The sequence below is a fragment of the Pseudomonadota bacterium genome, assembly GCA_016195085.1.
Classification (GTDB): domain Bacteria; phylum Pseudomonadota; class Alphaproteobacteria; order SHVZ01; family SHVZ01; genus JACQAG01.
In genome coordinates this window covers 140,105-166,854 of record JACQAG010000031.1, presented here as the reverse complement: position 1 = coordinate 166,854, position 26,750 = coordinate 140,105, and the positions used below count along the sequence as shown (strand labels likewise).

General features: G+C 64.1%; 27 protein-coding genes. 10 read left to right on the top strand and 17 right to left on the bottom strand.

Going from position 1 to position 26,750, the window contains the following annotated elements; all coding sequences use genetic code 11:
• The 4 genes from hutG to HY058_09980 all read right to left on the bottom strand — a co-directional run bounded on the left by hutG (position 1) and on the right by HY058_09980 (position 2,626).
• Positions 1-810, bottom strand: coding sequence for an N-formylglutamate deformylase (hutG, locus tag HY058_09995; protein MBI3497621.1), 810 nt, complete (start codon positions 808-810; stop codon positions 1-3).
• A gap of 22 nt (positions 811-832) precedes the next feature.
• Positions 833-1,189, bottom strand: coding sequence for a hypothetical protein (locus tag HY058_09990; protein ID MBI3497620.1), 357 nt, complete (start codon positions 1,187-1,189; stop codon positions 833-835).
• A gap of 125 nt (positions 1,190-1,314) precedes the next feature.
• Entirely contained in the window at positions 1,315-1,617 is a 303-nt protein-coding gene (locus tag HY058_09985) for a hypothetical protein (protein ID MBI3497619.1), read from the bottom strand.
• A 70-nt stretch (positions 1,618-1,687) separates the two neighbouring features.
• The gene (locus tag HY058_09980; GenBank protein ID MBI3497618.1) at positions 1,688-2,626 is read right to left on the bottom strand and encodes a DMT family transporter; all 939 of its coding nucleotides are present in this window, start codon (positions 2,624-2,626) and stop codon (positions 1,688-1,690) included.
• 67 nt (positions 2,627-2,693) lie between these two features.
• On the opposite strand from HY058_09980, the gene HY058_09975 reads away from it, so the two are divergent.
• Positions 2,694-3,560 (top strand): phytanoyl-CoA dioxygenase family protein, encoded by an 867-nt coding sequence (locus HY058_09975; GenBank protein ID MBI3497617.1) that lies wholly within the window; start codon positions 2,694-2,696, stop codon positions 3,558-3,560.
• 12 nt (positions 3,561-3,572) lie between these two features.
• On the opposite strand, the gene HY058_09970 is transcribed toward HY058_09975, so the two are convergent.
• The 12 genes from HY058_09970 to HY058_09915 form a co-directional block, all read right to left on the bottom strand.
• Positions 3,573-4,526, bottom strand: a complete 954-nt coding sequence (locus HY058_09970) for a hypothetical protein (protein ID MBI3497616.1) — start codon at positions 4,524-4,526, stop codon at positions 3,573-3,575.
• Between the two features lie 130 nt (positions 4,527-4,656).
• Positions 4,657-5,454, bottom strand: coding sequence for an amino acid ABC transporter permease (locus HY058_09965; GenBank protein ID MBI3497615.1), 798 nt, complete (start codon positions 5,452-5,454; stop codon positions 4,657-4,659).
• A 129-nt stretch (positions 5,455-5,583) separates the two neighbouring features.
• Complete coding sequence (locus HY058_09960; protein MBI3497614.1) at positions 5,584-6,567, bottom strand: DUF3830 family protein; 984 nt, start codon at positions 6,565-6,567, stop codon at positions 5,584-5,586.
• A gap of 124 nt (positions 6,568-6,691) precedes the next feature.
• Positions 6,692-7,738: an ABC transporter substrate-binding protein gene (locus HY058_09955; GenBank protein ID MBI3497613.1), complete on the bottom strand. Its 1,047-nt coding sequence runs from the start codon at positions 7,736-7,738 to the stop codon at positions 6,692-6,694.
• 10 nt (positions 7,739-7,748) lie between these two features.
• A complete protein-coding gene (locus HY058_09950) occupies positions 7,749-8,408 on the bottom strand; it encodes a UTRA domain-containing protein (protein ID MBI3497612.1) in 660 nt (219 codons plus the stop codon).
• A gap of 366 nt (positions 8,409-8,774) precedes the next feature.
• Positions 8,775-9,677, bottom strand: coding sequence for a MurR/RpiR family transcriptional regulator (locus HY058_09945; protein MBI3497611.1), 903 nt, complete (start codon positions 9,675-9,677; stop codon positions 8,775-8,777).
• A gap of 54 nt (positions 9,678-9,731) precedes the next feature.
• Positions 9,732-10,586: a transporter substrate-binding domain-containing protein gene (locus tag HY058_09940; protein ID MBI3497610.1), complete on the bottom strand. Its 855-nt coding sequence runs from the start codon at positions 10,584-10,586 to the stop codon at positions 9,732-9,734.
• Positions 10,587-10,647: 61 nt separating this feature from the next.
• Positions 10,648-11,424 (bottom strand): ATP-binding cassette domain-containing protein, encoded by a 777-nt coding sequence (locus HY058_09935; GenBank protein ID MBI3497609.1) that lies wholly within the window; start codon positions 11,422-11,424, stop codon positions 10,648-10,650.
• On the bottom strand, positions 11,421-12,149 hold the full coding sequence (locus HY058_09930) for an ABC transporter permease subunit (GenBank protein MBI3497608.1): 729 nt from the start codon (positions 12,147-12,149) through the stop codon (positions 11,421-11,423). The genes HY058_09935 and HY058_09930 overlap by 4 nt, the downstream gene beginning before the upstream one ends.
• Positions 12,149-12,868 carry an ABC transporter permease subunit gene (locus HY058_09925; GenBank protein MBI3497607.1) on the bottom strand — a complete coding sequence of 240 codons (720 nt, stop codon included), beginning with the start codon at positions 12,866-12,868 and terminating at the stop codon, positions 12,149-12,151. Before HY058_09925 ends, HY058_09930 begins: the two co-directional genes overlap by 1 nt.
• 45 nt (positions 12,869-12,913) lie before the next feature.
• Positions 12,914-14,590 (bottom strand): hydantoinase B/oxoprolinase family protein, encoded by a 1,677-nt coding sequence (locus HY058_09920; protein ID MBI3497606.1) that lies wholly within the window; start codon positions 14,588-14,590, stop codon positions 12,914-12,916.
• Between the two features lie 2 nt (positions 14,591-14,592).
• Positions 14,593-16,656, bottom strand: coding sequence for a hydantoinase/oxoprolinase family protein (locus HY058_09915; GenBank protein MBI3497605.1), 2,064 nt, complete (start codon positions 16,654-16,656; stop codon positions 14,593-14,595).
• Between the two features lie 204 nt (positions 16,657-16,860).
• Between HY058_09915 and HY058_09910 the strand changes: the two genes are divergently transcribed.
• The 9 genes from HY058_09910 to HY058_09870 all read left to right on the top strand — a co-directional run bounded on the left by HY058_09910 (position 16,861) and on the right by HY058_09870 (position 24,737).
• The gene (locus HY058_09910; GenBank protein ID MBI3497604.1) at positions 16,861-17,283 is read left to right on the top strand and encodes a hypothetical protein; all 423 of its coding nucleotides are present in this window, start codon (positions 16,861-16,863) and stop codon (positions 17,281-17,283) included.
• Complete coding sequence (locus HY058_09905; protein MBI3497603.1) at positions 17,283-17,828, top strand: hypothetical protein; 546 nt, start codon at positions 17,283-17,285, stop codon at positions 17,826-17,828. The genes HY058_09910 and HY058_09905 overlap by 1 nt, the downstream gene beginning before the upstream one ends.
• A gap of 228 nt (positions 17,829-18,056) precedes the next feature.
• Complete coding sequence (locus HY058_09900; GenBank protein MBI3497602.1) at positions 18,057-19,784, top strand: urocanate hydratase; 1,728 nt, start codon at positions 18,057-18,059, stop codon at positions 19,782-19,784.
• Positions 19,785-19,907: 123 nt separating this feature from the next.
• Positions 19,908-21,443: a histidine ammonia-lyase gene (hutH, locus tag HY058_09895; GenBank protein ID MBI3497601.1), complete on the top strand. Its 1,536-nt coding sequence runs from the start codon at positions 19,908-19,910 to the stop codon at positions 21,441-21,443.
• A 54-nt stretch (positions 21,444-21,497) separates the two neighbouring features.
• Positions 21,498-21,878, top strand: a complete 381-nt coding sequence (locus HY058_09890; protein MBI3497600.1) for a GxxExxY protein — start codon at positions 21,498-21,500, stop codon at positions 21,876-21,878.
• 90 nt (positions 21,879-21,968) lie between these two features.
• Positions 21,969-22,862: a nitrilase gene (locus HY058_09885; GenBank protein MBI3497599.1), complete on the top strand. Its 894-nt coding sequence runs from the start codon at positions 21,969-21,971 to the stop codon at positions 22,860-22,862.
• A 55-nt stretch (positions 22,863-22,917) separates the two neighbouring features.
• Positions 22,918-23,295, top strand: a complete 378-nt coding sequence (locus tag HY058_09880) for a hypothetical protein (GenBank protein ID MBI3497598.1) — start codon at positions 22,918-22,920, stop codon at positions 23,293-23,295.
• Positions 23,282-23,938: a class I SAM-dependent methyltransferase gene (locus tag HY058_09875; GenBank protein ID MBI3497597.1), complete on the top strand. Its 657-nt coding sequence runs from the start codon at positions 23,282-23,284 to the stop codon at positions 23,936-23,938. Before HY058_09880 ends, HY058_09875 begins: the two co-directional genes overlap by 14 nt.
• 73 nt (positions 23,939-24,011) lie before the next feature.
• Positions 24,012-24,737, top strand: coding sequence for a type 1 glutamine amidotransferase (locus HY058_09870; protein MBI3497596.1), 726 nt, complete (start codon positions 24,012-24,014; stop codon positions 24,735-24,737).
• On the opposite strand, the gene HY058_09865 is transcribed toward HY058_09870, so the two are convergent.
• Entirely contained in the window at positions 24,734-26,749 is a 2,016-nt protein-coding gene (locus HY058_09865; protein MBI3497595.1) for a hypothetical protein, read from the bottom strand. The genes HY058_09870 and HY058_09865 overlap by 4 nt on opposite strands.
• Position 26,750: the final 1 nt, after the last annotated feature.

Sequence of the window (26,750 nt, the reverse complement as noted above, 5' to 3'; positions counted from 1 at the left end):
CTAAGACGCGGCGCGTTTCATCTCCGGCCGCCACGCCAGCATCGTCTCCAGGAACCGGCTGAGCACCGGCCGCACGCGGTCGGCCAGATCCGGTCGATAGCGCCAAGGCGGCGCCTCGTCCATGTATGTCGCTTGCGCCAGCTCGAGCTGGATCGCCTCGATGCCATCGGCGGGTTTGCCATAGGCGCGGGTGATGTAGCCGCCCTTGAAGCGGCCGTTGAGCACGCTGGTGAAGGCCGACGCCTCGGCCGCCAAGGCCGCCAGCCTTTCAGCCAGCGCCGGATCGGCGGAGCTGCCGCCGCCGCTGCCGAGATTGAGATCGGGCAGGCGCTCCGGCGCGAAGCGCGGCACCAGCGAGCGGATCGAATGCGCATCCCACAAGAGCGCGTAACCGAATGTCTGCTTGAGGCGCCCGAGCTCCCGGGCGAGCTGGTCGTGATAGGGCCGCCAATAGCTCCCGATGCGTCGATCGATCGCCGCCCGGTCGGGACTGGCGCCCTCGCGATAGATCGGCTGGAAGTCGAACCGGGTCGTCGGCACCAGCTCGGTATTGCTGGCACCGGGATAGAGGAGCGCGCCATCGGGCGGGCGGTTGAGGTCGATGACGTAGCGCGAATAGGTCGCGACCAGCATGCCGGCGCCGAGATCGCGGGCGAAGTCGTAGAGGCGGTCCACATGCCAGTCGGTGTCGGGAACCTCGAGCGCCGCCGGAGTCATGCCGATGGCGAACTCGCCCGGGATGTGGGTCCCGACATGGGGGCAGCTCACCAGAAGCGGCGTGGAGCCCTCTTGGAACCGAAACGGTCGCATCCGCCCAAGCGGCGCCAGGGGCTCAGCGCTTGGCCTTGCAGTCGATCTTCACGTCGAGGTCGGTCACCACGATGCTGCCGTTGATCGGCACCGTGGCGAAGCACTTGTCGCGGGGGTCGCGCATATAGACTTCGACCTCGACCGTGGCCAGCTTGGAGGACTCCTGCGGCACCGGGACCTGAGCGGTCTTGCCGGCCATGACGAAGGCATAGTCGCGCTGCCAGAGCTTGACCCGGTAATAGACCCGCGAAGGCGTCTCGTTGACGATGTTGACGAAGGTGGCCCCCTTCACCGGCTCGGGACCGGCGGCATTGGCCGCCGCGCCCATGACGGCCATGGAAGCCAGCGCAAATAGCATGATCGCGATAAAGCGCGCCATGTCCAACTCCCCCGATTTGGTGCCTGCCGCCGTTGTCCGGCGGCGTTCATGTCTTCAGCCCTGGGCTTATGCTTTCAGCCCTGTGCATTCCCGTCAACTGCCGGCCCGAGTGCCGGCCGCACCGCTCACGTCAGCAGGTTGAGATAGGAGCCGCGGGGCGCGGTGCGGTCGATGAGCCCCATGGTGATGAAGCGCAGCATGCGGTCGATCTGGGCGTCGATGTCGGCATCGCTGATGGCGGTCTTCAGCCGCTCGAACACCCGGCGCGGCAAGCCCGCGGCCGCGACCCGCGCCGGCGCGCCGCCGCGCTGGACCGGGCCGATCTCGCTGCCGCCGGCGGGTCTCAGGCTGAACGAGGCGGGCGGGCGGGCGCCGCCCGTCGGGCCGGTGATCTCTCTGCCAGGACGGCGAGGCGGGTCGACGGCCAATTCTGGGACTCCGAGGTGATGGCGTTCGGGGATTATGCCGCAATCGGCGGCCGCTGGCGAGATGCTAGCCTCAGCGTGGGGTGGCCGCCCGGCGCTCGTGGTGCCAGATGAAGATGCCGCTGGCAACGATGATGAGGCTGCCGATCACGGTGGCAAGATCGGGGGTGGTGCCGAAGAAGAGCGCGCCGATGAGACCGGCCCAGACGATCTGGGTGTAGGACAACGGGGCCACCAGCGCCGCCGAGGCGAAGCGGAGCGCGAGCACCAGCAGCCATTGCGCCAAGGCGTAACAGCCGGAAGCGGCCAGCATAACCAGCCAATCGGCCGGGGTGGGCCAAACCCAGACGAAGGGCAAGGCAAGCGTGGTGACCGCGGCGCCGACCAGCCCGGTGTAGCCCAGCATGACCTGGCTCGAATCCGCTTCGCGCGCCTGCCTTGTGATAAGAAAGGCGAGCGCCCAGGCTGCCGAGGCCAGGAGCGGAAAGAGCGCTGCCCAGCGGAACGCATCGCTCCCGGGCTGGACCGCGACCATGACCCCGGCGAAGCCGGCCAGGATGGCGAGCCACCGGCTGACGCCGACGCGCTCGCCCAGCATCGGCAGCGAGGCGGCGGCGACGATGAACGGCGACAACAGGCCGATCACCGTCGCATCGGCGATCGGTAGGTTGGCGAGGGCCAGGATGAAGAGCAGGGTCGAGCCCAGCATGCCGAGGCCGCGCAGGATCTGCAGTCCCGGATTGGGCGTGGCGAGGCCGCGGCTGGGGCCTTCGGCGATGAGCGCCGGGATCAGGCAGGCGAGCAGGAATACGTAGCGGATCCAGGCGATCTCGATCGGGCTGTAGCCGTTGGTGAGATATTTCGACAGCCCATCCATGACCGAGAAGACGATGATGCCGGCGACCATTAACGCCATGCCGAGGATGGGTCGATCGTCGGAGATAGTCGGTGCCGCGGCGGCCGCTCGCGGCTCGGCCGGCGGCGGCTCGGCGGCACTTGCCGCTTGACGCACGGGCGTGGTCATCGCGGGCGGGAGTGTGACCCGAATGCCGGGTTCGCGCCAGCGCAACATCTGGACAATGGCGCTCTTCCCAATTATGTATAGACATAATCGGGACCGACTACGAACCTGCCTCATGACAAGCCTGATCGATGCCGAGCATCTACGCTCGTTCCAAGCGGATGGAGCCGTCTGCATGCGCAGGGCCTTCTCCGGCGATTGGCTGGCGCTGGTCGAGGAAGGGATCGCCCGCAACATGCGCGAGCCCAGCGATCACGCGAGCTATGCCGACGGCGATACGCGGCGCTTCTTCCAGGACAGCGACAACTGGCGGCGGATCCCGGAGTTTGAGGCATTCATGCGCCGGTCGCCGGCAAGCCTCGTGGCCGCCGAGCTGATGGGGTCAAGCAAGGTCAACTTCCTGCACGATCACGTCCTGGTCAAAGAGCCGGGCGCGGAAAAGCGCACCCCCTGGCACCAGGACCAGCCCTATAGTCCGGTCGACGGCTGGAACTTCTGCACCATGTGGCTGTCGGTCGATCCAGTTCCGCGGGATATCACCTTGGAGTTCGTCGCCGGATCGCATCGCGCCGGAAAATGGTATCGTCCGCAACGGTTCGTCGACGGCAGCCTCAGGGAGAACGACGATCCGCGCTGGGAGGTCCTCCCCGTCATCGACCCGGGCGATCACCGCATCATCGGCTGGGCCGTCGAGCCCGGCGACTGCGTGATCTTTCATGGGCTCGCGCTGCATGGCGCGGCCGGGAACGCCTCCGCGAGCCGGCGGCGCCGCGTGCTCTCCACGCGCTGGACCGGAGACGATGCGCGCTTCCGCCGGCGGTCGGGAAAGATGTCGCCGCCGCCGCCGCCGACCGGCGCGCCTGAGGACGGCGCCATCATGGATTGCGAAGCCTTTCCCGTGGTCTGGCGGGCTCCACCCGCCTGAACGGCCTCCGGGCTAAGCGGCCTCCACGGTCAGCCAGATCCGTTCCTTCGTCTCGTAGGTGCTTTCCCAGACCTTGCGCCCGACCGCGGCGAGCCGGGCGGCATCCGGCTCGAGCACCTCGCCCAGCACCGGTTGCGCCAGATCCTCCGTCGTCGGGCCGTACTGGACGATGAGCTTCTGACCGGTCGATTGCGAGTAGCGAAGCCGGCCGCGGGGCGCATCGCAAATCCGCTCGCGCACGCGGATCGGCGCCGTGCTGACGACCGGCGTCCAGGCATACATGGACTCGCCGGTAACGACAGCATGGTCCTGGAGGATGGTGAAGGGGAGTGCTCGCAAGAGATCCTCGCAGAGCTCCGGGTTCTCGTTGGTCGCCAACACCGCTTTGACCGACACGCCGAGCGGCTGCCAGGTCAGGCGGATGGGCTGTCCGTTCTTGATCCGCACGCGGCGCTTCAGGTCGCTGATGTCCGGCGGCGCTACGTCCGGCTCGGCGTACTGGAAATGCTTGCCGAGCCCCCATGGAAAGTAGTGGAACGACCATGCGGCCATGCGATTGGTATAGGCGACGTAAGCCCGCATCGCCTGTATCACCTCGTCGCGCGACTGATTGCGGCCGATGAGCGATCGCAGGGCGGCGGCATATTCGCCCATCTGCGGAAAGCCGCTGTAGCGAAGGTAGTTGCTGTAGGGCGGATCTAAGGCTTCCAAAACGGCGCGAAACTGCTCGTGGTCCAATCGAGGGTTCTCGGCAAGCTGCAGGATTGGATACATCGTGTACATGGAATAGTCGCGCACCATGCCGGCGGCGATATCCCAGGTTCCGAAATACTGGCCGTAGCTTCCCGCTTTGTTCTCCAGCGTGCCGCTGCGGAACTGCCGAATCTCATCCGGCTCGTCGGTCATCATTTCGGAAGTTCGAGCCTTCAACGCATCGGTTAGCTCGGACAAGCTCGAGAAATTCATCGCTAAAGTCTCCGGTGATCGCCGCTGTCGACCCGGCTGTCCGCCCGCAATGCGCCTTCCATCGGAAGGCCGCGCGTGGCGATGGCCGGGGCTGTCGAAATGCCCCTGGACGCGCCCCTGTGCCCGTTGCTCATTCCCTCGGATGCGCTGACCAGCCGGCGCGGCCCGGGGATGGGGCGCGCCGCTTCGGCTTTGCCCGACGGGCCGGCGTCGCCACGAACTCGGTCTTGAGATGCGCTTCGAGGCGGCGCTGCAGGACCGTCCAGATCCCGGTGAGAACGAGGTAGTAGACCGACACGCCGAGATACACCTCGAAGGTCCGATAGGTGGCGGCGTGGATGGCATCGGCGATGTGGAACATCTCGGGCACGGCGATCACGCTGAGCAAAGATGTCGTCTTGAACATCGCGTTGAATTGGTTGCCGAGCGGCGGAATGATCACGCGGACCGCCTGCGGCAGAATGACCTTGCGCATGGTCAAGGCTCGGGCCATGCCGAGAGACTTCGCCGCTTCGGCCTGGCCCGGATCGATGGAGGAGATGCCGGCCCGGGTGATCTCGCTCATATAGGCGGCTTCGTGCAGCCCGAATGCGACGATGCCGGCGACCATGGCACCGTTGAGGACGAGCGGGCCTAGAGAGATGACGGGGGGAAACAGATCGAATCCGCCCATCAGATACGGCAGGCCGAAATAGATCAGCATCAGCTGCACAAGGATCGGCGTGCCGCGGAAGAAGGCGATGTAGACCTGGTTGAAGGACCTGAGGAGACGCGAGCGCCCGAGACCGGCGATCGCCAGCAGGACTCCGAGGAATACCCCCATCGCCATCGCCAGCACCGTCGAGGCAACGGTGATCCACAGCCCGAAGAGCAGCGAGGCCGGCGGATGAAAGACGAAGCCGAGGAAAAACGTCAGATCGAACTGCAATCCTTCCTCCGCGCCCGATGCGCCGCCCGTGAGATCGGGACCTGCCAACTCCCAACGGGCGGTCACCCCGGTCGACCGCCTTCGCCGGCGCCGCCGGGCAATTCGCCGGCGCGCCGGTCTCTGGCGAGACTACTCCGCCGCGGCCGCGGGCGCGGCGGCGGCGGCCGGGTTCCAGCGCCCGGGCAGCTCCTGGCCGTTGACCTGACGGCCATAGAACATGCCGACATACCAAGGAAAGTAGTGATAGGACCAGGCGCAGAGGCGATTTCCGTAGCGCAGGAAGGCGCGTAACAGCACCTTCACCTCCTCGGCGCTTTTCGCCTCGCGGACGGCGGCGCGGAGCGCCTTGGCGAAGCGCTCGAGCGTCACCAAGCCGGAATAGGAGAGATACTCCGAATAGGGTGGATCGAACTCATCCAAGGAGGCGCTGATCTCCTTCGGCCCGAGCTTGTCCGCAAGGCGCAGAAGCGGAAAGATCGTGTACATGATGTAGTCGCGCAGCATCCCGTTCACGAAATCCCAGGCGGTGAAGTATTGCCCGTAGGTGCCGGTGTCGCCGATCTGGCCGAGGCGCACCTTCCTCAGGTCCTCGGGCTCGACCGTCTGAATGCGCTCGGCTTCCTCGATGAACATCCTCGCCACGTCGGGCAGCCCGCGACCACCGGATCGCGCCGCGCCCTGGCCCTTCGCACCGTGCTGCGAGACCACGACGAAGAGGAGCTCCTTCCGCCAAAATACATTTTCCCAGATCGCCTTGCCGACGATCGGCAGCTGCGCATGGTATTCGGGCAAGACCATGCCCAGCACCGGCTGTGCCAGCGGCTCGAGCCCTCTGCCGTATTGCACCGAGAACTTGTTGCCGGTCGCCTGTGAATACCGCAGGCGCCCTACCGGGCAGTTCATGATCTGCTCGCGGTGCCGAACCGGCGCCGTGCTCACGATCGGCGTCCAGGCATAGACCGATTCTCCCGATACGACCGGGTGTGCCTGCAGCACCTTGAAGGGCAGGTGCTGCCAAAACTCCTCGCAGAGCTCGGGGTTGGTCTCGTCGGCAAGCTCGGCGACGACGGTGATGTCCAGCTCCGGCCAGCGGATGTCGATCTTGCGACCCATGACTATGCTTTTCCTCCTTGCTTGAAACGAGAGCGTTGACGCGCCAGCCGGTAGCCGACCGCGGGGGAAGCGGATGCCGCCCGCCGGAGCGCTGGGCGCCCTTGCATCAAATGGCGCGACACGGTCAATCGCATGTGAACCCGCCGCCGCATATCGAGGTGCCCTGGCCGACGCCCCACTTGTCCACGATCTTCTTGATCTCGCCGTTGGCGACCAGGGACGCGTAGACCGCTTTCACCGCCTCCGCCTTCTCGACCTGGTCCTTGGGGAAGAGCGCCCCCAGCGTGGTCGGCGGCACCGGCATGCCGCCGATCACGAACTTGGCGCCGCTCTTGTTCAGGAAAAAGGCGAGCGTCAACGAACCGCTCACGAACGCGTCGACGCGGCCGAGGTCGAGCTCTTGGAAAGCGGCGACGTTGGTCGCGTATGAAGCGATCGCCATCGGCGCCTTGTTCTCGGCCGCGAGCTTCGTATTCGCCTCCTGCAACCGGCGTTCGTTGGCGCTGCCGAGAAGGACGGCGACGCGCCGGCCGGAAAGGTCCAAATAGGTTTGCAGGTTGAGGGGGTTCCCCGCCTTCACCAGCAGCCCCGACCCCTGCTGGCGGATGTCGACGAAGAGGTATTTCTGCAGCCGTTCCGGGCTCTTGGAGGTCTGCGACATCACCGCGTCGCATTTTCCGGAATCGAGCGCGGCGAAAATCGCGGCGAATTTGTAGTTTCTTATGTCCGCGCGCACGCCGAGCGCTCGGCCGATGGCGCTCATGATGTCGACCTCGAAGCCATCCGGCGTGGTTCCATCCGCCGCCAGATAAGCGGCGGGCGGATCGGCAAGCTCGCTGCAAAATGAGATCTCGCCGGCTTTCTTGAAGACCTCCGAAGCCACAATCGTCTGAGCGCGAGCGCCCGAACCGAGTGTGAATTCAGCCAAGGCGAGCAGCGCGAGCGCCGCTCCGAGCTTGGGTCCCCACATCCGCCGCCTCCTCTCTCCAGTGCCAATCGCATAGACATGTGGAAGATTAAGTATAGACATAATGCAAGAGCGCGGAGGCCGCAGCAAGGGGGTTTGCGCCGCCGCCCGCAGATTGGCCCAGGCGCCCCGCCCGGTCCGCCGGGGGCGGGCCGGCTGGAGCGCTTCGGGCCCAAGCGCGACGACGCGCGTTTCCGGCCGCAAGGCTGCTATGTCAAGAGGATGCGGGGCGGAAGCGGCCGATGAGCCGGTGCAGCTTTCCTGGATAGGTCAGGCGGACGAAGGTCACGGGCGCGCCGAGCTGCCAGGTCTTGCGCTCGACCACCAGGCATGCGGTCCCATTGGCGATGCCCAGCCGGCTCGCCATGTTGCCGGATGCCGGTGTCGCCCAGATAGCATGCTCGGTATTCGTCCACGGGATGCGCTTCAAGAGCCAACTGCTGGGCGGGGTGTGCTTGAACTGCTCCTGCGCGGCGTCGGGAACGACGGTCAGGTTGAAGATGCGATCTTCGATCACGAAGGGCTGGTCGCCGGAGAAATGGCGAACCAGCAGCGCCAGGACCCTAGTCTTGGTCGGGACGCCGAAGCGCCGCACGTCCTTGCGGGTCGCGGAGCGGAGTCGCCGGGACAGGATCTCATAGCTGTAGGGCTTGCCGCTGGCGAGGATCTCGGCTTTGGTATCGTGAATCTCGAGAACGGTCTCCTCAGAGACGCGCGAGGCGACGAATGAACCCGACCGGCGCTTGCGAATGATGAGGCCCGCGGCGGCAAGAGCCGACAGCGCCTTGCTCACCGTCATGCGCGAGCAACTGTACTGCTCCAACAGCTCGTGCTCCGCCGGCACCCGGTGCCCCGGCTGCCAAGCGCCCGACATGATTTGCGCTTCGAGCGCTCGCTGTATCTCGGTATATCGCGGAATGGCGGCCTCGGATTTCAACGCTGTCTCCTCATCTTGGTCGTCCTCCGCTCTTCGGACTGCTCCCGGCGCCGTCTCGATCGACCGAGGCGCCTGCGGTTTTACAGATCCAAGCAGGCCGCGGCAACCATGGCAGACCGCCGCAAACAGCCCCTTGCCAGCGACCCTCCCGACGGGCAGATATGTATAGACAAACGGACGCGGCGCAAGCGCGTTGACGTCGCGTGCGATCCTGGAATACCCGGGCAGAGTAGAGGGAACCTGCCGGCCAGCCCACGGCGGGGTCAGGCTACGAGCAGACTGCCCCGCCGGTCGGCAAGGTGATCAGACAAACACCTTGCGACGTTTGGACGAGAGGTCGACCGCATCAAGGCGCACTTGCGCCCGGCCCGCCATTGCGTCGCACATCGCATCGAGCAATACGGCGATCAGCACCGACATTGCGGCATAGGAATCGAAGACCAGACTCGAATTGATGCGCCCCCTAAGCAACAAGTCAGCAATCTTATCCTGGTCGGAAAAGGTCGAGTCGCTTACGAGCGCAACTTTCAGACCGATCTGCTTCGCGAAGCGCAACGCCGTGATGGTTTCGCGCGGATAGAGTGGCATCATGAATGTCAGCACGAATTTGCCGCCGGCAGCCTGTGCCTGCTCCAGCGTGTCCTCGACCAATGACCCACCAGTCGAGATCAAGCGGACATCGGGATGAATCTTGGCGGCGTAATAGCAAAACTGCGTTGCCAGCCCTGAAGATGCCCTCAGTCCCAACACGACGAGCGGTTTTGACTGCGCCAAAGCGGTCCCTACGGCACGGATCGTTTGCAGATCGGGAAGGCTCGTTGCAAGATCCGCAACATTCGCCGATTCTGCGAGCGCGGCCGCCTGATATCGATTGGCCTTTGATTTGGCGTCCGGAGACCTCGGCGATTTGCCCGATCGCAATTGGCGGCGCATATCGAGGTAGCCCTCGAAGCCCAGTGCCAACGCAAAGCGCGTTACCGAGGGTTGGCTCACATTGGCGCGCTGCGCAAGCTCTCCGCTTGACAGAAAGCCGATGACCTCGCTGTTTTCGATCAGACACTGAGCAATGCGCCGCTGCCCGGGCGTCAGTCTCCGATCCTGAAGGAGCGCCTCCAACTTGGTGCTAGTAATGCGCGGCTCCGCGTTTCCGTTCGAGTGTTCCAATTCACGGTTTCTATACGCGAACTTATTCGCCTTGAGTAGCAAGTCTTCTGCCCCTCCTGGGACCAGTTCTCCGCTTAGGAAAACGCCTCGGAGCCCTCACTGAGGCGTAACGTCCATGCCGAACGTCGCCTCGGACAGTCGCTTAATCGTGCCGTCGGCCTGCGCTTCCCGGATCGCCTTGTCGAACAGCGCCTTCAACTCCACGTCCGCTTTGCGCAAACCAACCCCGGCGCCCTTGCCAACGACCCCACCCTGAAAGCAGGGCCCGGCAATAGTGATGTTCTCGTTTCCCGCCTTCTTGGCTATGCCCAAAAGCGCATCTTTCGACCCGATGATCAAATCCACACGGCCCGCCACGAGATCCAGGTCACGTGCTTCGGGAGTCTTGTATTGGCGCATCAGCGAGACGCCGCTGAAATACGTTTCGACGAATGTCACGGACGTACCCGCAGACAAGGTACCGATCGCCTTGTCCTTGATCACCGGCTTAATTGCGTCGAGAGCCTTGCCAGACGAGGCTTCGTCGGTGAGTGAATAGATCTTGTCTTCCGGCGGCAACTTGTTCGAGATGTCGCTGCCCTTCAGTGTTCCAAGTGTGTAGCAGAGAGCGGCGTACGGGATGGAGAATGCGATCGCTTCTTCCCGCTTAGGCGTGATCGCGACGTCGTCAATGAGGGCGTCGTATTTTCCGGCATTGAGCGCGGGGATCATGCTGTCGAACGACTGTGCGGTGATTACGCATTTCACTTTCATCCTGGCGCACAAGTCGTTCGCAAGATCGATCTCGAAGCCGCCAAGTGTTCCATCTGGCTTCGTAAAGTTCCAAGGCAGGAACCCGCCTTCCGTCGCAATCCGCACTTCCGTCCATTTCTTGTCCTGGGCTTGAGCGCCGCCCAGCAGGTAAACAGCAGCGAATACCGAAGCAAGCACACGAATGATGAGTTTCAACATTTCACGTTCCCCTTACTTCTTGATCCAAGAACCAGCACCCGAAGCTTCCGCAACTTACGGACTAACCTGCGATGAATTGCCGAACGCGGTCCGATCGGCTTCCGCCGAAGACCTCGGCTGGCGTTCCGTCCTCCTCGACTACGCCTTCGTGCAAAAACACAACGCGCGTGGAGACATCCCGCGCAAAGCTCATTTCATGGGTCACTACCAGCATGGTGCGTCCCTCTTCCGCGAGAGCGCGCATCACTCTCAGCACTTCACCGACGAGTTCTGGATCGAGCGCTGAAGTGGGTTCATCAAAGAGCATCAGCATCGGGTGCATCGCCAATGCTCTGGCGATCGCGGCGCGCTGCTGCTGTCCGCCTGAAAGGTGCGCCGGGTAGAAATCCCGCTTATCGGCAATACCGACCTTGGCAAGAAGCGCTTCGGCTTCCTCGATGCATTCGGCGCGATGTCTCTTCTGAACATGTATAGGCGCTTCGATGACGTTCTCTAAGACCGTCAGATGCGACCAAAGATTAAAACTCTGGAACACCATCCCGATCCGAGAACGGATCCGATCGACTTGGCTCTGATCCGCCGGACGCACGGCCCCACTTCGTAACCGCTCTAACCGAATCGTCTCTCCTGCAATGGCTACGGAACCTCTGTTCGGAACCTCGAGCATGTTGATACATCGAAGCATGGTCGACTTGCCTGACCCCGAAACGCCCAAGACTGAGATCACCTCTCCTTCATGGGCTTCGAGCGAGATTCCCTTGAGCACCTCGATGGAGCCATAGCTCTTGTGTATGTCCTGCAGAGACACGGCAGTTGGTCGCGTGTTTGATAAGCTCACGTTGGCGTACCTGCTGCGAGCACCGCCAACGGCTTGTCTGGCCGTGGCCTCAGATGCGCTGTGAGCCGGTATTCGAGAAAGCCCACTCCCCGCGTGAGAGCAAAGTTGATCCCCAGGTAGATCATTCCTGCGGCGACAAAGACTTCGACAGGACGGTAGGTTTCGGAGGCAATCGAAGTTGCGATGCCAGTCACTTCCATGAGGGTTACGAGAGACGCTAGCGACGTCGCCTTGACCATCGCGATGATCTCGTTGCCGTAGGCCGGGATGGCCTGCCGTATTGCGATGGGCAGCACGATCCGGCGAAACATGAGGATCGGAGGCATGCCGCAAGCCCGCGCCGCCTCGATCTGGCCGCGTGGAACCGAAAGCAATCCGCCGCGGATGATCTCACTTGCGTAAGCGGACGTGTTGATAGTCAGAGCCGTCAGTGCGCACCAGTAGGGTTCTCGCAGGAAAGGCCAAAGCGCGCTGCTGCGAATGAGCTGAAATTGTCCCAATCCGTAGTACACGAGAAACATGAGGACGAGCAGCGGAACGCTTCGAATGAGCTGGATGTAGATCCATGCGGATGCCCGAAGTAATGCGATGTCGGCTAGCCGCATCAGAGCAAGCGCTAAGCCGAGCAAAGCACCTAGCAAGACAGAGCTGGCGGCGAGCCGAAGCGTCAACGGAATCCCGGCCGCCATCTTAATCAGCGCATCAACTATGAACGTAAGGTCCACTAAGCTCTCCGAACGCCGCGCGAGTAGTGCATCTCGAACCGCTGGGCGACGACGCCAGACACCGTCGCTAAAATTGCGTAGAGAGCAGCCGCAGAAACAAAGAAATGAAATGGTAGCCGGGTCGACCCTGCAGCCACCTGAGCCTGACGCATGAGTTCAGTGACGCCGGTTGCTGAAAGGAGCGATGACTCCTTCAGGAGGCCCAGCCATACGTTTCCCAGAGCAGGCAAAGCGTGGCGCAACGTAAGCGGCGCGATGATCCGGCGAAATCGAAGGAACGTCGGCATGCCGCACGCACGCGCAGCATCGATCTCGCCTCGGTGGACCGCGTGATAGGCGCCCCGGAATACCTCCGTGCTCTGGGCTCCGGACGTGACTCCGATTGCGATCGCGCCGGCGAGGAAGCCGGGGAAGGAGATGAATCCGGAGCCGCCAAACAGCTGGCCAAGCGTCGTCAGCACAGAGCTGCTTCCAAAATAGACCACGAAAATGACGAGCAGGTCTGGGACACCGCGAAGGACGGTCGTGTATGCGTCTGCTAGGCCGCGGAGAATGGGCCCTCCCGAAATCTTTGCCCAAGCCCCCATCGTTCCTATTGCGGACCCGATCAATAGCCCGCAAAAGGCAACTGTGACTGTCATGAGTGCTCCAAGCAGGAGCGCCGCGCCCCATCCATTCGGACCGAAGCCAACGAGCTCAAAGAAGTCGGGTTGGCTCATCGGCGCAAATCCTGCGGCGACCGCATCCAAATAACCGGCAGACGGCTAGGATTTGAGGCCATAGATTTCGACCGCGGCTCGCTGTGAGATGCGCTCCTCCCTCAAATCCCGCAGGACAAGCTTGCGATCTCGCTTTTTGGGATCGCCGAACCCTCCGCCGCTGGCAGCGACCATGCCGACAGTTTGGTCGGGCTGAAGAGTGCCGGAACGCCGGTTCAGCGGAGCTGCTCCTTGGGAGAGCTCAACCCGCGAAGGGCAACCCGGCAACCCACCGGACAGGCCAAATGGAGGCATGACGCTGCTCGTGCCCCCCGCAGAAATCGTCGCGACGTGATCCAAGACTCTGACCCGGCGGCGCATGGTCATGCCGCCTCGGTATTCGCCGGCCCCCCCGGAGTCCTGAAGCAGCTCGTAGCATTCGACCCTGACCGGGAATTCAGATTCCAAGGCTTCGATAGGCAGGTTAGCTGTGTTGGTGATGTTGACCTGCACACCGTCGAGGCCATCCTTCGTTGCCCTTGCTCCCATGCCGCCGCCATGCATCTCGTTGTAAACATAGAACCGGCCCGTTAGGGGATGCATTCCGCTTACCGTGAGCAACGTCCCGCCGGTCGAAGCAGCAGCAACACACTCTGGAATGCTCTTCGAGAAGGCGGCGAAGATCATGTCAACGAGCCGCTGCGCGATGTCCGTCCGGCTGTATACGGCAGCGGGTGGTGTTGCGTTGAGGACGCTTCCGACCGGCGCAGTTACATGAATGACTCGATGAAGCCCCGCATTGGCAGGTATCTCGGGATCAATGAGAGCCTTAACAGCGAAATAGACTGTCCCCAGCAGCGCCGTCTCAACCATGTTTATGGGAGCGCGAACCTGAGGCGGCGCATCGGGAAAATCTACGAAGATCTCGCCGCCCTTGACCTCGACCCTGACCTTCAGATCCAGGATTTCGTCAATGAGATTGGTATCGAAGGCATGGCGAAACTCATAGACACCCGTCGGGATCTTGGCGATGCCGGCTCTGGCGCGACGCTCCGTATAGTCGAGGATACGTGCGCCTGCGGCGACGACGATCTCGCGCCCATACTTATCGCAGAGCGCTTGGAAGCGCTGAACACCGAGCCGGCTAGCCGCCATTTGCGCGCGAAAATCGTTCACCCGTTCCCAAGGAACTTGGCAGTTCAGCAGAATGAGCTGCATCACATCATCCTGCAGGACGCCCTCGCGATACAGCCGCACGGGTGGAATCCGCAGCCCTTCCTGAAAGATGTGCGCGTGGCCGCGGTCGACAAAGTCTGAGTGGTGAGCAAGGTTGGCAACCCAGCCCGTGAGCACGCCGGTGTGGAAGACGGGCTCCAGTAGCACGATGTCGTTCAGATGCGTGCCACCGCCGGTATAAGCGTCGTTGCCCACAAAGACGTCGCCCGGACGGAAGCTCGAGTGATCGTGGCGCTTAATCACATATTCGGTGATACCGAGCAGGGAGCCGAGGTGAATGGGTATGTGCTCGGCCAGGGCGATGATGCGGCCCTGCTCGTCGAATAGCGCGGTGGAGCAGTCTTGGCGTTCCTTGATGTTGGTCGAGTAGGCGGCGCGGATGATCGCCTTACCCATCTCCTCGGCGACGCTCAGCAAGGCGCTGCCGATCACTTCGATCGTGATGGGATCTAACGAAGCTTTGCTCTCGGAAGCACGTAGACCGAATGATTGTGCGGTAATAGCCATCTTTACCGCTCGATGACCAGGTTGAGGTAGGGATCCACGGCCGCGGACTGATCCGGCAGCACCAAAGTGGTGGAGTCCATCTGCTCGATGATTGCCGGCCCGATGACCTGATGTCCGGGTCCAAGCCGAATCCGATCATAAACGGGCAAAGCAGAAAATCCCCCTGTCTCCGGCAGCCATACCTGCCTCGTGCCAGCGAGCGCATCAGCGACAGCGGAGGTGGCTGGCGAGTGCGCCGGCAGCTCTGCCTTCGGCACTAGGCCGACACCCTCGACGCGCAAAGTTGTTATGTGAATGGGTTCGGCCTCGGCGATGTAGCCGTAGGCTTGCTGGTGAGCGCATTCGAAGTCTGCCTGGAGCCGCACAATTTGGGCCGCATCGAAGCTGGCGTCGGAAACTGGGATGTTGAGCTCAAAGCCCTGCCCACCATAGCGCATGTCGATTGACCGGGTCGTCAAACGGCGCTCGGACGGTATTGCCTCTCGCTCAAACCAGGCCGCAACGCGTTGTTCCAAGCTTGTGAACTGCTCTGAGAGGCTATCGGCGCATTCCTCGGAGAGCGGTTGCAGCCGTGTCAGGGATACTCTGGTGCGCATATCGCTCAGCAGCAGGCCAAGAGCACAGAGAATGCCGGGATGTTTCGGCACCACAATGCGCGGGACCTCAAGCGCATTCGCCAGGCGCGCGGCATGGCAGGGACCGGCACCCCCGAAGCTGAAGAGCACGTAGTCTCGCGGGTCGTAGCCTCGCTCGATGGAAATGACTCTGATCGCCTTCGTCATGTTGGCGATGACGACGCTAACGATGCCTTGCGCCGTCGCCATCGGATCGAGGCCGAGCTGCTCGCCGAGGCGGATGATGGCCTGTTTCGCCAAAGCCTGGTTGATCGACAGTCGGCCGTTTAGTAGGTGGTTCGGGTTGAGCACCTGCAAGACCACATTCGCATCCGTCACGGTAGGCTCTTGGTTGCCGCGGCCGTAACAAACCGGTCCCGGATCGGCCGAGGCGCTGCGGGGCCCCACCTTTAGCAAACCGCCCGCGTCGACATGGGCGATCGAGCCTCCGCCGGCACCGACTGTGTGGATGTCGAGCATCGGCAGCTTCAGCGGATAGCCGCGGATCATCGAACTGCTCGAGGTCGTCATCCGGCCGGAATCGATAAGCGACACGTCGGTGGAGGTGCCCCCCATATCGAAGGTGATGAGGCTATCGAAGCCGGACAGGCGCCCAACTGCGAGAGCGCCCATAACACCAGCTGCTGGACCGGACAACACTGTGCGCGCCGGAAATTTCTGGGCCGCTTCACTGGAAATCGTGCCGCCGTTCGACTGCATGAGATGGGGTGGAACAGTGATGCCGGCCTTCGCCAAACGCGGCTGCAATCGTGCCAAATAGTCTTTGATGATCGGGCCGACATAGGCGTTGACCACAGTGGTGGAAAAGCGCTCGTATTCGCGAAATTCCGGGGCAACCTCGTGGGATGAACTGACAAACGCCCCCGGCATCTCCTCAGCGAGGATCGTCTTCACCATCAGCTCATGCCGGGGCTCGATGTAGCTGAAGAGGAAGCAAACAGCGACGGATTGGACGCCTTCCGCACGCAGCTTCCGCGCAGCCGCCCGTACATCTTCCTCCTGCAGCTCAACCAGAATCCGCCCATCGAAAAGCACGCGCTCACGGACCTCGAGCCGCTTGTCTCGTTTTGCAAGGATCTCCGGTTTCTCGGTCTGCAGGTCGTAGAGGGAATCGCGCTTCTGTCGCCGCAGCTCCAGGATGTCGCGGAACCCAGCGGTCGTTAACATCCCGGTCTCGGCCCCGGTGCCTGCAATGAGCGCGTTCGTGGCAACGGTCGTGCCGTGACCGAAGTATACGACGTCCGGCCATTTGCCATCGGCCCCCGACAGCTCCTTCAGCGCCTGCTCGACACCGGTTGCGATCCCGAGCGACGGGTCTTGCGGCGTACTCGGAACTTTCCAGACGTGAATTTTGCAAGCCGACTCATCGAACGTGCAGATGTCGGTGAAGGTACCGCCTGAGTCCACACCGACCCGTAGTCGCTGCAGCATGTGCGGTGTGCTCTTCATCGACTCGGTCTCAGCCCCGGTTGGTTGGACCTCTGGGAGGCAAGCGCTCCGGCAATGCCCCGTGACGCTTGCTCGTTCGGTTTCGGTTGCATCATGTGTATTAGATTTTTCCTATGTTGACAACGTGAATAAATTGATCCAGAACTTAAGTACGGTTTCCAGGCGGCGATGGATGAGGGCAGGCAGATGTCGGCACCCGCATTTCTTGAGTTCCACGCATCGGACGTGGATCTCAAATTCAAAGTCGCATTGCTCGCCAACGATAATCCGGACGTTGTCGACGAAGTAGTGAAGCGACTACCGCTCGAGAGCGTGCTCGGGCATGTCGTCATTTCGGGCGAGTCGTTCTGGCTGCCGACAAGGATCGTTCATCTCGGGCGCAACAACATGGTGCGCCGGACGCTGGGCGCCGTCTATCTCTACGCGCCCGGACAGACCATCTGTCTGTGCTACGGCAGCATCACTGAGAGCGCTTCGATCAACAAATTCGGACAAGTGGTCGAGTCCGATCTGCCGATCCTGCGCCGCCTCGGCCAGTCCGTCTACGAGCAGACCGTGGCCAATCCCAAAAAGAATTTGGTGCGCGTCACAGTTCGGGGAGCCGCATGATGTCTGCAGTCAAGAAATACCAGGGCGATTGGCGTCAGGCGAAGGCCGAGATCGAGCGGCAAATCGATCAAATCTGGCTGTCCGAGCCCAATGAGATTCAAAAGATCCGCTGGGGTGTCATCGAGAGCGGCGCCGGAACCGGCAAGCAATCATTCACCGTGCTCGTGCATCTTGAAGCCTATTTGATGCTGGTCGGCGCCGACGTGATGTATCGCTTCCTCAAAGTGTCGCAATATCCAGATGTGGAACTTTCGACGATAGTCCGGATGACGAAGGAGTTTCTTGTCGGCACCTTCAATGTTTTCGAGTTCATGGCGGATCTTGGCCTCACCAAGATGCATGATATGGGGCAGACCTACGCGGATGCGCTCGACCAACTATCGAGCAAGGAAGATTACGTGGAGCTTACCGGAGCGATGATGACCTACGTCATCAGAATGCACCGGTGGATCCATTTCATTTTTCCATGGAATCTAGGCGTGGCATTTCCGCATCGTACTCCCGCCGAGTTCGATTCGATCGCTGCGATTTTGCATGAGAAGTAGACTTTGCGCGGGCACCTTGTGGACGCGTCTGGAGCGAAACTCGATCGTTGCGCCCGGCTGATACAGCCGCCCAAGCAGGCCGCCGCAAGCAGACCCTTGCCAGGAGGCCTTCCGACAGGCAGATATGTATAGACAAACTGATGGTGCGCAAGCTCGTTGAAGTCGCGCGTCATCCGATCCAGTCTGGCCGTCGGCAACCGTCCGGCGTGGATCTTCGGGAGCTGACCAATGGCTTCGAACGACGTCGACAAGCGACCGCGGCAGGCGGGCGCGACCACGCCAGCGGCGACGCGGCGTCTCGACAACACCAGGCGCATTCGCGCGCCCCGCGGCAGCGTGCTCTCGGCCAAGAGCTGGCAGACCGAAGCGCCCTTGCGCATGCTCATGAACAATCTCGATGCCGAGGTGGCGGAGCGGCCGGAGGAGCTCGTCGTCTATGGCGGCATCGGGCGGGCGGCGCGCGACTGGGCCAGCTTCGATGGCATCGTCGCCAGCCTGAAGGATCTCGGCGAGGACGAGACGCTGCTGGTGCAGTCTGGCAAGCCCGTCGGCATCTTCAAGACCCATGCGGACGCGCCCCGGGTGCTGATCGCCAACTCCAACCTGGTGCCGGCCTGGGGCACCTGGGAGCATTTCCACGAGCTCGACCGCAAAGGTCTGATGATGTACGGGCAGATGACCGCGGGCTCGTGGATCTATATCGGCACCCAGGGCATCGTGCAGGGCACCTATGAGACCTTCGTCGAGGTCGGCCGCCAGCACTATGCCGGCAGTCTTCAGGGCAAATGGATCCTGACCGGCGGATTGGGCGGCATGGGCGGGGCGCAGCCGCTCGCCGCCACCATGGCCGGCGCCTCATTGCTCGCGGTCGAGTGCCAGCCAAGCCGGATCGAGCGGCGCCTGGAGACGCGCTATCTCGACCGCAAGGCCGATTCCCTCGACCAGGCCCTGGCGATGATCCGCGAGGCCACGACCGCGGGCAAGGCGCTTTCGGTCGGTCTTCTCGGCAATGCCGCCGACATCTTCCCCGAGCTGGTCCGCCGAGGCATCAGGCCCGACGTCGTCACCGATCAAACGAGCGCCCATGATCCCTTGAACGGCTACTTGCCCCAGGGCTGGAGCCTGGATGAGTGGGCGCGGCGGCGCGAGACCGATCCCCGCGGCGTCGAGCGCGCCGCCAAGGAGTCGATGGCGACGCAAGTGCGCGCCATGCTGGAGTTTCACCGCCTCGGCATCCCCGTGCTCGACTACGGCAACAACATCCGGCAATTCGCCAAGGAGATGGGGGTCGCCGACGCCTTCGACTTCCCCGGTTTCGTGCCGGCCTATATCCGCCCGCTGTTCTGCCGCGGCGTCGGACCGTTCCGCTGGGTGGCGCTGTCGGGCGAGAAGGAAGACATCTACAAGACCGATGCCAAGGTGAAGGAGCTGCTGCCGACCCATGCGCATCTGCACAACTGGCTCGACATGGCGCGCGAGCGCATCCAGTTCCAAGGCCTGCCGGCGCGCATCTGCTGGCTCGGCCTCGGCGAACGGGCCCGGGTCGGACTCGCCTTCAACGAGATGGTGGCCAAGGGCGAGCTCAAGGCGCCGATCGTGATCGGCCGCGACCATCTGGACTCCGGCTCCGTCGCCAGCCCCAACCGCGAGACCGAGGGCATGCTCGACGGCTCGGATGCGGTCTCCGACTGGCCGTTCCTGAACGCCTTGTTGAACTGCGCCTCGGGCGCCACCTGGGTCTCGATCCATCACGGCGGCGGCGTCGGCATCGGCTATTCGCAGCATGCCGGCATGGTGATCGTCGCCGACGGCAGCAAGGAAGCGGCGCGCCGGCTGGAGCGGGTGCTGACCAACGATCCGGCCTCGGGCGTCATGCGCCATGCCGATGCCGGCTACGAGCGCGCCAAGGAATGCGCCCGCGAGCACGGCCTCAAGCTGCCGATGTTGGACGGCTGACGCCGTGCGCCGGTATTTCCCCCACCCCTGCCCTCCCCCGCATGCGCGGGGGAGGGAGTCAATGGGCGCATCGTCGTCTCCTTCCCCCGCAAGAGCGGGGGAAGGCCGGGATGGGGGCTCGTGATGGAGCGCTTCACCATCGTCCCCGGCAAGCTGACGCTGGCCGATCTCCGCCGGATCTGGCGCCAGAAGGTGCCGGTGGCGCTCGATCCCGCCTCACGTCCCGGCATCGAGGCCGCGGCCAGGATCATCGAGCGCGTGGTGGCTGACCACGACACCGTCTACGGCATCAACACCGGCTTCGGCCTCCTGGCGAAGACCCGCATCCCGCCGGAGAAGCTGAAGGAGCTGCAGCGAAGCCTGGTCTTGAGCCATGCCGCCGGCACCGGGCCGCTCCTCGACGACGCCGTGGTCCGCCTGGTGCTGGTGCTGAAGGCAGCCGGCCTCGCGCTCGGCTATTCCGGCGTCAGGCACGTGGTGATCGACGCCCTCTTGGCGCTCGCCAACGCCGAGGTCTATCCCTGCATCCCATCGAAGGGCTCGGTCGGCGCCTCGGGCGATCTGGCGCCGCTCGCCCATCTCTCGACCGTGCTCATCGGCGTGGGCGAAGCCCGCATCGAAGGCCGCATCGTTTCGGCGGCCGATGCGCTTCGCCATGCCGGGATCGCACCCCTGGAGCTGGCGCCGAAGGAAGGCCTGGCGCTCCTCAACGGGACCCAAGTGTCGACCGCATTGGCGCTTGCCGGCCTCTATCAGGCGGAAGATGCGTTCATGGCCGCGCTGATCGCCGGCGCCATGACGGTGGACGGTGCGGCCGGCTCGGACACGCCCTTCGATCCCCGCATCCAGGCCGTGCGCGGCCACAAGGGCCAGGCGGATGTGGCGACCGTCTACCGCGAGCTCTTGCGCGGCAGCGCCATCCGCGAATCGCACCGCGAGGGCGACGACCGGGTGCAGGACCCCTATTGTCTGCGCTGCCAGCCGCAGGTCATGGGCGCTTGCCTCGATCACATGCGCTTTGCCGCTTCGACCTTGCTGATCGAGGCCAACGCCGTCTCCGACAACCCGCTGGTGTTCGCCGATCGGGGCGAGGTCCTGTCCGGCGGCAACTTCCATGGCGAGCCGGTGGCGATGGCGGCCGACACCTTGGCGCTGGCGATCGCCGAGACCGGCGCCTTGTCGGAGCGGCGCTTGGCCTTGCTGATCGATCCGCATATGAGCGGCCTGCCCGCCTTCCTCATCCGCGATGGCGGGGTCAATTCCGGCTTCATGATCGCGCAAGTGACCGCCGCCGCACTCGCCTCGGAGAACAAATCCTTGGCGCATCCGGCCTCGGTCGACAGCTTGCCGACCTCGGCCAACCAGGAAGACCATGTCAGCATGTCCACCTTCGCCGCGCGCCGGCTCGCCGACATGGCCGACAACACCGCCGGGATCGTGGCGATCGAGCTGATGGCGGCGGCGCAGGCGATCGATCTGCGCCGGCCGCTCGCGACCTCGCGCCAGCTCGCCCGCGCCCATTCGCTCATCCGGGCGCGCATTTCCTTCCATGAGCGCGACCGCTATCTCGCCCCCGACATCGCCGCGGCAAAGGCGCTGGTGCAATCCGGCACCTTCAACGACTTCCCCGGCGCTGCCGCGCTGCCGAGCCTCGACTGATGGAGCCCGATTGAAGATTCACCACGGAGGCACGGAGGACACGGAGAGCAAAGTTTGAATCTCAAGCATGGAAGCGCGTTGAGCGAGCAAGTCATCGGGTTGGCGATCGAGGTGCACCGCCAGCTCGGACCAGGATTGCTCGAGTCTGCCTACGAGGAATGTCTATGCTACGAGCTCGGGCGAGCGGGTATTCCACACTCCCGCCAGGTTCCTCTCGCCGTTGTGTACAAAGACATTCGATTGGATTGCAGCTATCGCATGGACATCGTTGCCGATGGACAACTCATCCTTGAAATCAAAGCAGTTGACCGACTGATGCCGATCCACGAAGCGCAAATGCTAACCTACCTCCGCCTCAGCGGTCACAAGGTGGGGCTCCTGATGAACTTCAACGTCGTCGCTCTCAAGGATGGACTTCGCCGCTTTGTTTTCTGAAACTACGCTTTCTTCTCCGTGTTCTCCGTGCCTCCGTGGTGAATCATCATCCGGGATCCGAGGCAACGGGCTCCCCACAAGGGATCTACCATGGAGCAGGTGACGCTCGCCTTGTGGGCGACCAATCTCGGCCAGCCGCTCGTGAGCCTGGACGAGTGGATCGACCAGGCGATCCATCGCATCGAGGAGGCGGCGGCCGGTGGTGTCGATCTCATCATGCTGCCGGAATGGGTGGCGGCGCATTTTCTCGCCTTCGCGCCGCCCGGCCTCGAGCCCGCGGGCGAGGTCGCCTTCATGGCCGCCCAAGCGCCGAAGGCGCTGGCCGCACTGGCCGACGCGGTGTGGAGCACCGGCATCACCCTCTTGGCCGGCTCGATGCCGGCGGCGCAGGCGAACGGCTTCGTCAATCGCGCGCATCTGATCACGCCGGGGGCGACCTACACGCAAGACAAGCTCTGCTTGACCCCTTGGGAGCAGCGTGCGGACGGCTGGCTGGTGCGGCCCGGCGATGCGCTCAAGATCATTCCCTGGCGCGGGCTTCGGCTTGCCATCGCCGTCTGCCTCGATGTAGAGCAGCCGGCGCTGGCCGCGAGGCTGCAGCAGGCGAAGCCCGACCTGCTGCTGGTGCCCTCGATGACCGATCTTGCCTCGGGCTACACCCGCGTCTTCGCCTGCGCCCGCGCGCGGGCGATCGAGCTCATGTGTCCGGTGGCGGTGGTTGGGACCGTCGGCGTGCAGCGCATCAACGGGCTGAGCGAGCCCAACACCTCGGGTGCGGCGGTCTATGTGCCGGCGGAGCCGGAATTGGGCTCGACCGGCATCTTCGCCGAGCACCCGATGACGACCGAATGCGTTGGCCTGGGCCCGCTCCTGATCGCCCGCGGCGTGCCCGTCGGCCAGTGCCGGCGGCTCCGCGGCGCGGGCGCGGGCGCGGAAGCCTGGCCCGGCCCCTGGTCCGCCGACCACGTTCGCATCGAAGAATGATCCGCCGGCTTGCGAGCCGGAGCCCGCCAGGACGATAGCCCAAGGGAGGTCGATGATGCTGTTCGCGATCGGAGACTGTTTAGCCGGTAGCCTGATCGGCGCGGCGGTGGCGCTTGGCGTGCGCGCCCTGGTGTGGCCGGGCATGGACATGGTGGTTGCCATGATGCTCGGCATGGCCGTCGGCATGGCACTGCATCTGGTCGTGGGAATGCTGCTGGCGCCGCTCCTCGGCATGTTCGAGACGATGATGCCGGGATCGCTGATCGGCATGTATGGCGGCATGCTCTTCGGCATGCGCGACTCGATGGGCGCCGGATCGCTTGCAACCGCGGAGGCGGCGATGGTCGGAGCGGGCTTCGGCCTCGTCGTGGTGCTCGCCCTCAAGCTCTACGACCGCGCGCTCAAGGGCGCCGTGCTCGATGCCGGCCTCTGAGGCGGGCTCGGCCATGGACGAAGCCACGCAACGGAAATGGGATGCCGCCAGCCGCAGCTTCGATCTCCTCACCTTCGCCGACGACCGTCGGCTGGGCGTGCACAAGCGACGGCTCTTCGCCAAGGTCCGGGGCAAGACGCTGCTGGTCGCCGCCGGCACCGGCAACGACTTCAAGTTCCTGCCGCCGGATTTGGATCTCCTCGGCATCGACATCAGCCCGAAGATGCTGGAGCGGGCGGAGCGAAAGGCCGCTCGCTACCCCGGAACCATCGCTCTCAAGGTAATGGATGTGTGCCATCTCGATCTCCCCGACGACAGCGTCGACACGGTGGCGACGGTTTGCACCTTCTGTTCCGTGCCGCAGCCGGTCGTGGGGTTGCGCGAATTGCACCGGGTGCTGAAGCCCGGCGGGCAGATCCTCATGTTCGAGCATGTGCGCAGCCAGATCGCGCCCTTCGGCGTGCTCATGGATCTGTTGACGCCGCTCACCCGCCGATTCGGCCCGGCGCTCAACCGCGATACGGTCGGCAATGTCGAGAAGGCCGGCTTCCGGCTCAGCCGGGTCGAGAACGTCTATCTCGACGTGGTGAAGATCATCGAGGCGGTGAAGACGCCTCCGCCCGGCGCCGGATTGGCAGGGTGATTGCCCCCATGTCGGCTCTTGCCATCGGCTGGCTGACAGACCACCTTCGCCCGGCCGGCAAGGAGGGTCGAGCATGCGCATTCTGGTGATCCAGCACGAGGCGGAGGCGCCGGCCGGCGTCGTCGGCGAGGGGCTCGATCGGGCGGGGGCGGAGCGCATCACCGTCGAGCCGCTCCGCGGCGATGCCCTGCCCGACCGGCCGGAGGAATTCGCCGGCCTCCTGCTCTTGGGCGGGCCGATGAGCGTCGCCGCGGACGACACCTATCCCCACTATCGCCCCCTGTTTCGCCTAGTCGGTGCTTTCCACGAGACCGGCATCCCGGTGCTCGGCATTTGTCTCGGTGCCCAGATCCTGGCGCGCGGGCTCGGCCGGCGTGTCTATCGGCATCGCGCCATCGAGTTCGGCTTCCAACCGGTGACGGTGACCGCCGCCGGCGCTGCGGACCCGCTCTTTACCGGGCGTGGGCCGGATCTCAGGCCAATGGAGTGGCATGAGGACACCCTCGACCTGCCGGACGGCGCCGTGCTGCTGGCGACCAACGATTTCTGCCGGAACCAGGCCTATCGCGTGGGCGAGGTCTCCTATGGCGTGCAGTTCCATCCCGAGGTCGACCGCCGGATCCTCGAAGACTGGGCGGCGAGCCCGGCCGCACAAGCGGCTTCGGGCTGGAGCGACGTCAAGGCCCGCATGCAAGCCGAGATGGACCGCCACCTCGACCAGGCGATGAGCCTCGGCCGCACGCTGGCCGCCCGCTGGATGGACTTGGTCAAGCACCGCCGGGCGCGCCGCGCCGCCTAGCCGCTCCAATCCGCCAGCCGCTCGCCGCGTTCGGCCGCGGCGATGGCGGCTTCGAGGAAGCGTTCGAGCTCGCGCACGGACTCGACATTGTCGTAGAGCACCGGCGAGCGGCTCCGGATCGTCTCGCTCATGGTCTGACGCCAGGGCCGGTCGTTGGCGAGGCGCTGCGCCAGGCCGACGAACGCCTCCGGGCCGTCGGCGACGAGATCGGCCATGCCCATGCGCCGGTAGCAGCCATGGGTCAAGCGGCCGCGCATGAAGCGGCCCGGCCAGGTCACCACGGGTTGAGCCACCGAGAACGCCTCCAGGCTGGTGTTGCCGCCGCTGAAATGGAACGGATCGACGAGCGCATCCACCGCCTCCAAGAGACCGGTGAAGCTGGCGCGGTCGAGATTCTGGGTCAGCACCACCCGCTCCTGAACCGAGGGCAAGCGCGACTTGAGCCGCTCCAGGAACATCCCCAGCCAATGGGCGCGGCCGCCGGAATTGAGGACCAGCCTTGCCTTCCGATCCTCGCGGAGAATCCGCACCAGTGCTGCGTCGAAATCCGGGTGGAATTTCACCGGATTCTGCGCGCAGCCGTAGAGGATCGCATCCTCCGGCAGGCCGAAGGCGGCGCGCCCCGTCAACCGGCGCGCGCGGTCCGGCGGGGTAAAATGATTGGGGAAGCTCCGAAGCCGAATCAGCCTTTCGCTGTAATGCGCCTCGGCACCTTCGGGCTCGATGTCGGCGGCCGAGAGGAAATAATCGATGTTGGGAATTCCGGTGGTATCGGGGTGGCCCCAGCTCGTGACCTGCGCCGGGGCCAGACGCGCAAAGGCGAGGAAGTAGACGAAGGCGTCCATGCCGATGTCGGGATAGATGAGCGCATCCAGCTCGTAGCCGGCGATGAGGCGACGCGCGCCCGCAAGATCGAAGGGCAGCACGCCCACACCGTCGACGGAGGCTTCGATCTCATCGGCGACGGAGTCGTTGCGGCGCGGATTGCGGAAGATGAAGGTCTCGAACCGCTGCCGCGACAGATTGGCGAGGATGCCTCGGTTGAGGACACCGATGGTGTGGCTGCGGAGATTGAACGACACGAAGCCGATGCGCAGCCGGTCCCGGCGCGGCCGCTTGGCCTCGCAATGGGGAGCCGTCCAATCGAGATCCGGCGTGATCTTGAGGTAGAGCCGGGCCAACCGCTCCTGCGTCGCCCGATCGTCCCAATCGTGATAAGCGAGAAAAAAGCCGGTGGCGCGAATGACCTTTTCCGGATGCGGCAGGCTCCCGGCCGGCGCGGTTTCGATGAGGCGGTCGAGCGCGGTCAGCAGCTGGTTCCGCACGGCGGCAATTTCCTCGCGGTCGCGGGGAAACAGCGGCGTCATCGCCAGGAACGGCAGGACCGAAGCGGCCGGCGCCCCGAGGGCGAGGAGGCGCCTTGCCTCGGCCTCAGCCTCGACGCTCCGGCCGCTCTCCTGAAAGGTGAAGGCAAGGCCGGCAGCGGCCACGCTATGGGTCGGCTCGCGCTGGAGCACGGCCTTGTAGCGCCGGACCGCCGGCTCGGTTCCGACGTGTCCTTGCAGCATCATGGCGAGATTGCTTTCGGCATCGCCGCTCGAGGGATCGACGGCAAGCGCGCGGGTGAAGAATCGCATGGCGCCCTGCGGATCGAGGGACTCGTGGGCATGCGCGCCCAGGAGATTGACGATGTCGAACTGAGCCGGGTCGAGCGCCAGGGCGCGTCGCGTGCTGGCCGCGGACGCGGCATTCTGGCCGATCATCCGCTTCGCCTTCGCCAGGCTCAGGTGATAATGGGCGCGATCGCCGCTGGCGGCGATGGCGCGCTCGATGCGCTCGGCCGCCAGCACAGGCTCGCCCTGCTCGAGCGCGAGCACGCCGGAGAGATGCAGCGCGTCCGGCTGGTCCTGATTGACGGCGAGGACCTGGCGATAGATGTAGTCGGCGGCGGTCAACCGCCCGGCGCGATGGTGCTGAAGCGCCACTTTCAGGAATTCTTCGACGGTTACCACG

Excerpts from the sequence above, each read along its gene's own strand:
- HY058_09940 (MBI3497610.1), bottom strand. The coding sequence starts at position 10,586 with ATGTTGAAACTCATCATTCGTGTGCTTGCTTCGGTATTCGCTGCTGTT.
- HY058_09900 (MBI3497602.1), top strand. The coding sequence starts at position 18,057 with ATGGCTTCGAACGACGTCGACAAGCGACCGCGGCAGGCGGGCGCGACC.
- HY058_09990 (MBI3497620.1), bottom strand. The coding sequence starts at position 1,189 with ATGGCGCGCTTTATCGCGATCATGCTATTTGCGCTGGCTTCCATGGCC.
- HY058_09885 (MBI3497599.1), top strand. The coding sequence starts at position 21,969 with ATGGAGCAGGTGACGCTCGCCTTGTGGGCGACCAATCTCGGCCAGCCG.
- HY058_09925 (MBI3497607.1), bottom strand. The coding sequence starts at position 12,868 with ATGAGCCAACCCGACTTCTTTGAGCTCGTTGGCTTCGGTCCGAATGGA.
- HY058_09975 (MBI3497617.1), top strand. The coding sequence starts at position 2,694 with ATGGCGCTCTTCCCAATTATGTATAGACATAATCGGGACCGACTACGA.
- HY058_09905 (MBI3497603.1), top strand. The coding sequence starts at position 17,283 with ATGTCTGCAGTCAAGAAATACCAGGGCGATTGGCGTCAGGCGAAGGCC.
- HY058_09880 (MBI3497598.1), top strand. The coding sequence starts at position 22,918 with ATGCTGTTCGCGATCGGAGACTGTTTAGCCGGTAGCCTGATCGGCGCG.
- hutG (MBI3497621.1), bottom strand. The coding sequence starts at position 810 with ATGCGACCGTTTCGGTTCCAAGAGGGCTCCACGCCGCTTCTGGTGAGC.
- HY058_09875 (MBI3497597.1), top strand. The coding sequence starts at position 23,282 with ATGCCGGCCTCTGAGGCGGGCTCGGCCATGGACGAAGCCACGCAACGG.
- hutH (MBI3497601.1), top strand. The coding sequence starts at position 19,908 with ATGGAGCGCTTCACCATCGTCCCCGGCAAGCTGACGCTGGCCGATCTC.
- HY058_09870 (MBI3497596.1), top strand. The coding sequence starts at position 24,012 with ATGCGCATTCTGGTGATCCAGCACGAGGCGGAGGCGCCGGCCGGCGTC.
- HY058_09910 (MBI3497604.1), top strand. The coding sequence starts at position 16,861 with ATGTCGGCACCCGCATTTCTTGAGTTCCACGCATCGGACGTGGATCTC.
- HY058_09950 (MBI3497612.1), bottom strand. The coding sequence starts at position 8,408 with ATGTCGGGCGCTTGGCAGCCGGGGCACCGGGTGCCGGCGGAGCACGAG.
- HY058_09920 (MBI3497606.1), bottom strand. The coding sequence starts at position 14,590 with ATGGCTATTACCGCACAATCATTCGGTCTACGTGCTTCCGAGAGCAAA.
- HY058_09970 (MBI3497616.1), bottom strand. The coding sequence starts at position 4,526 with ATGAATTTCTCGAGCTTGTCCGAGCTAACCGATGCGTTGAAGGCTCGA.
- HY058_09960 (MBI3497614.1), bottom strand. The coding sequence starts at position 6,567 with ATGGGTCGCAAGATCGACATCCGCTGGCCGGAGCTGGACATCACCGTC.
- HY058_09915 (MBI3497605.1), bottom strand. The coding sequence starts at position 16,656 with ATGCTGCAGCGACTACGGGTCGGTGTGGACTCAGGCGGTACCTTCACC.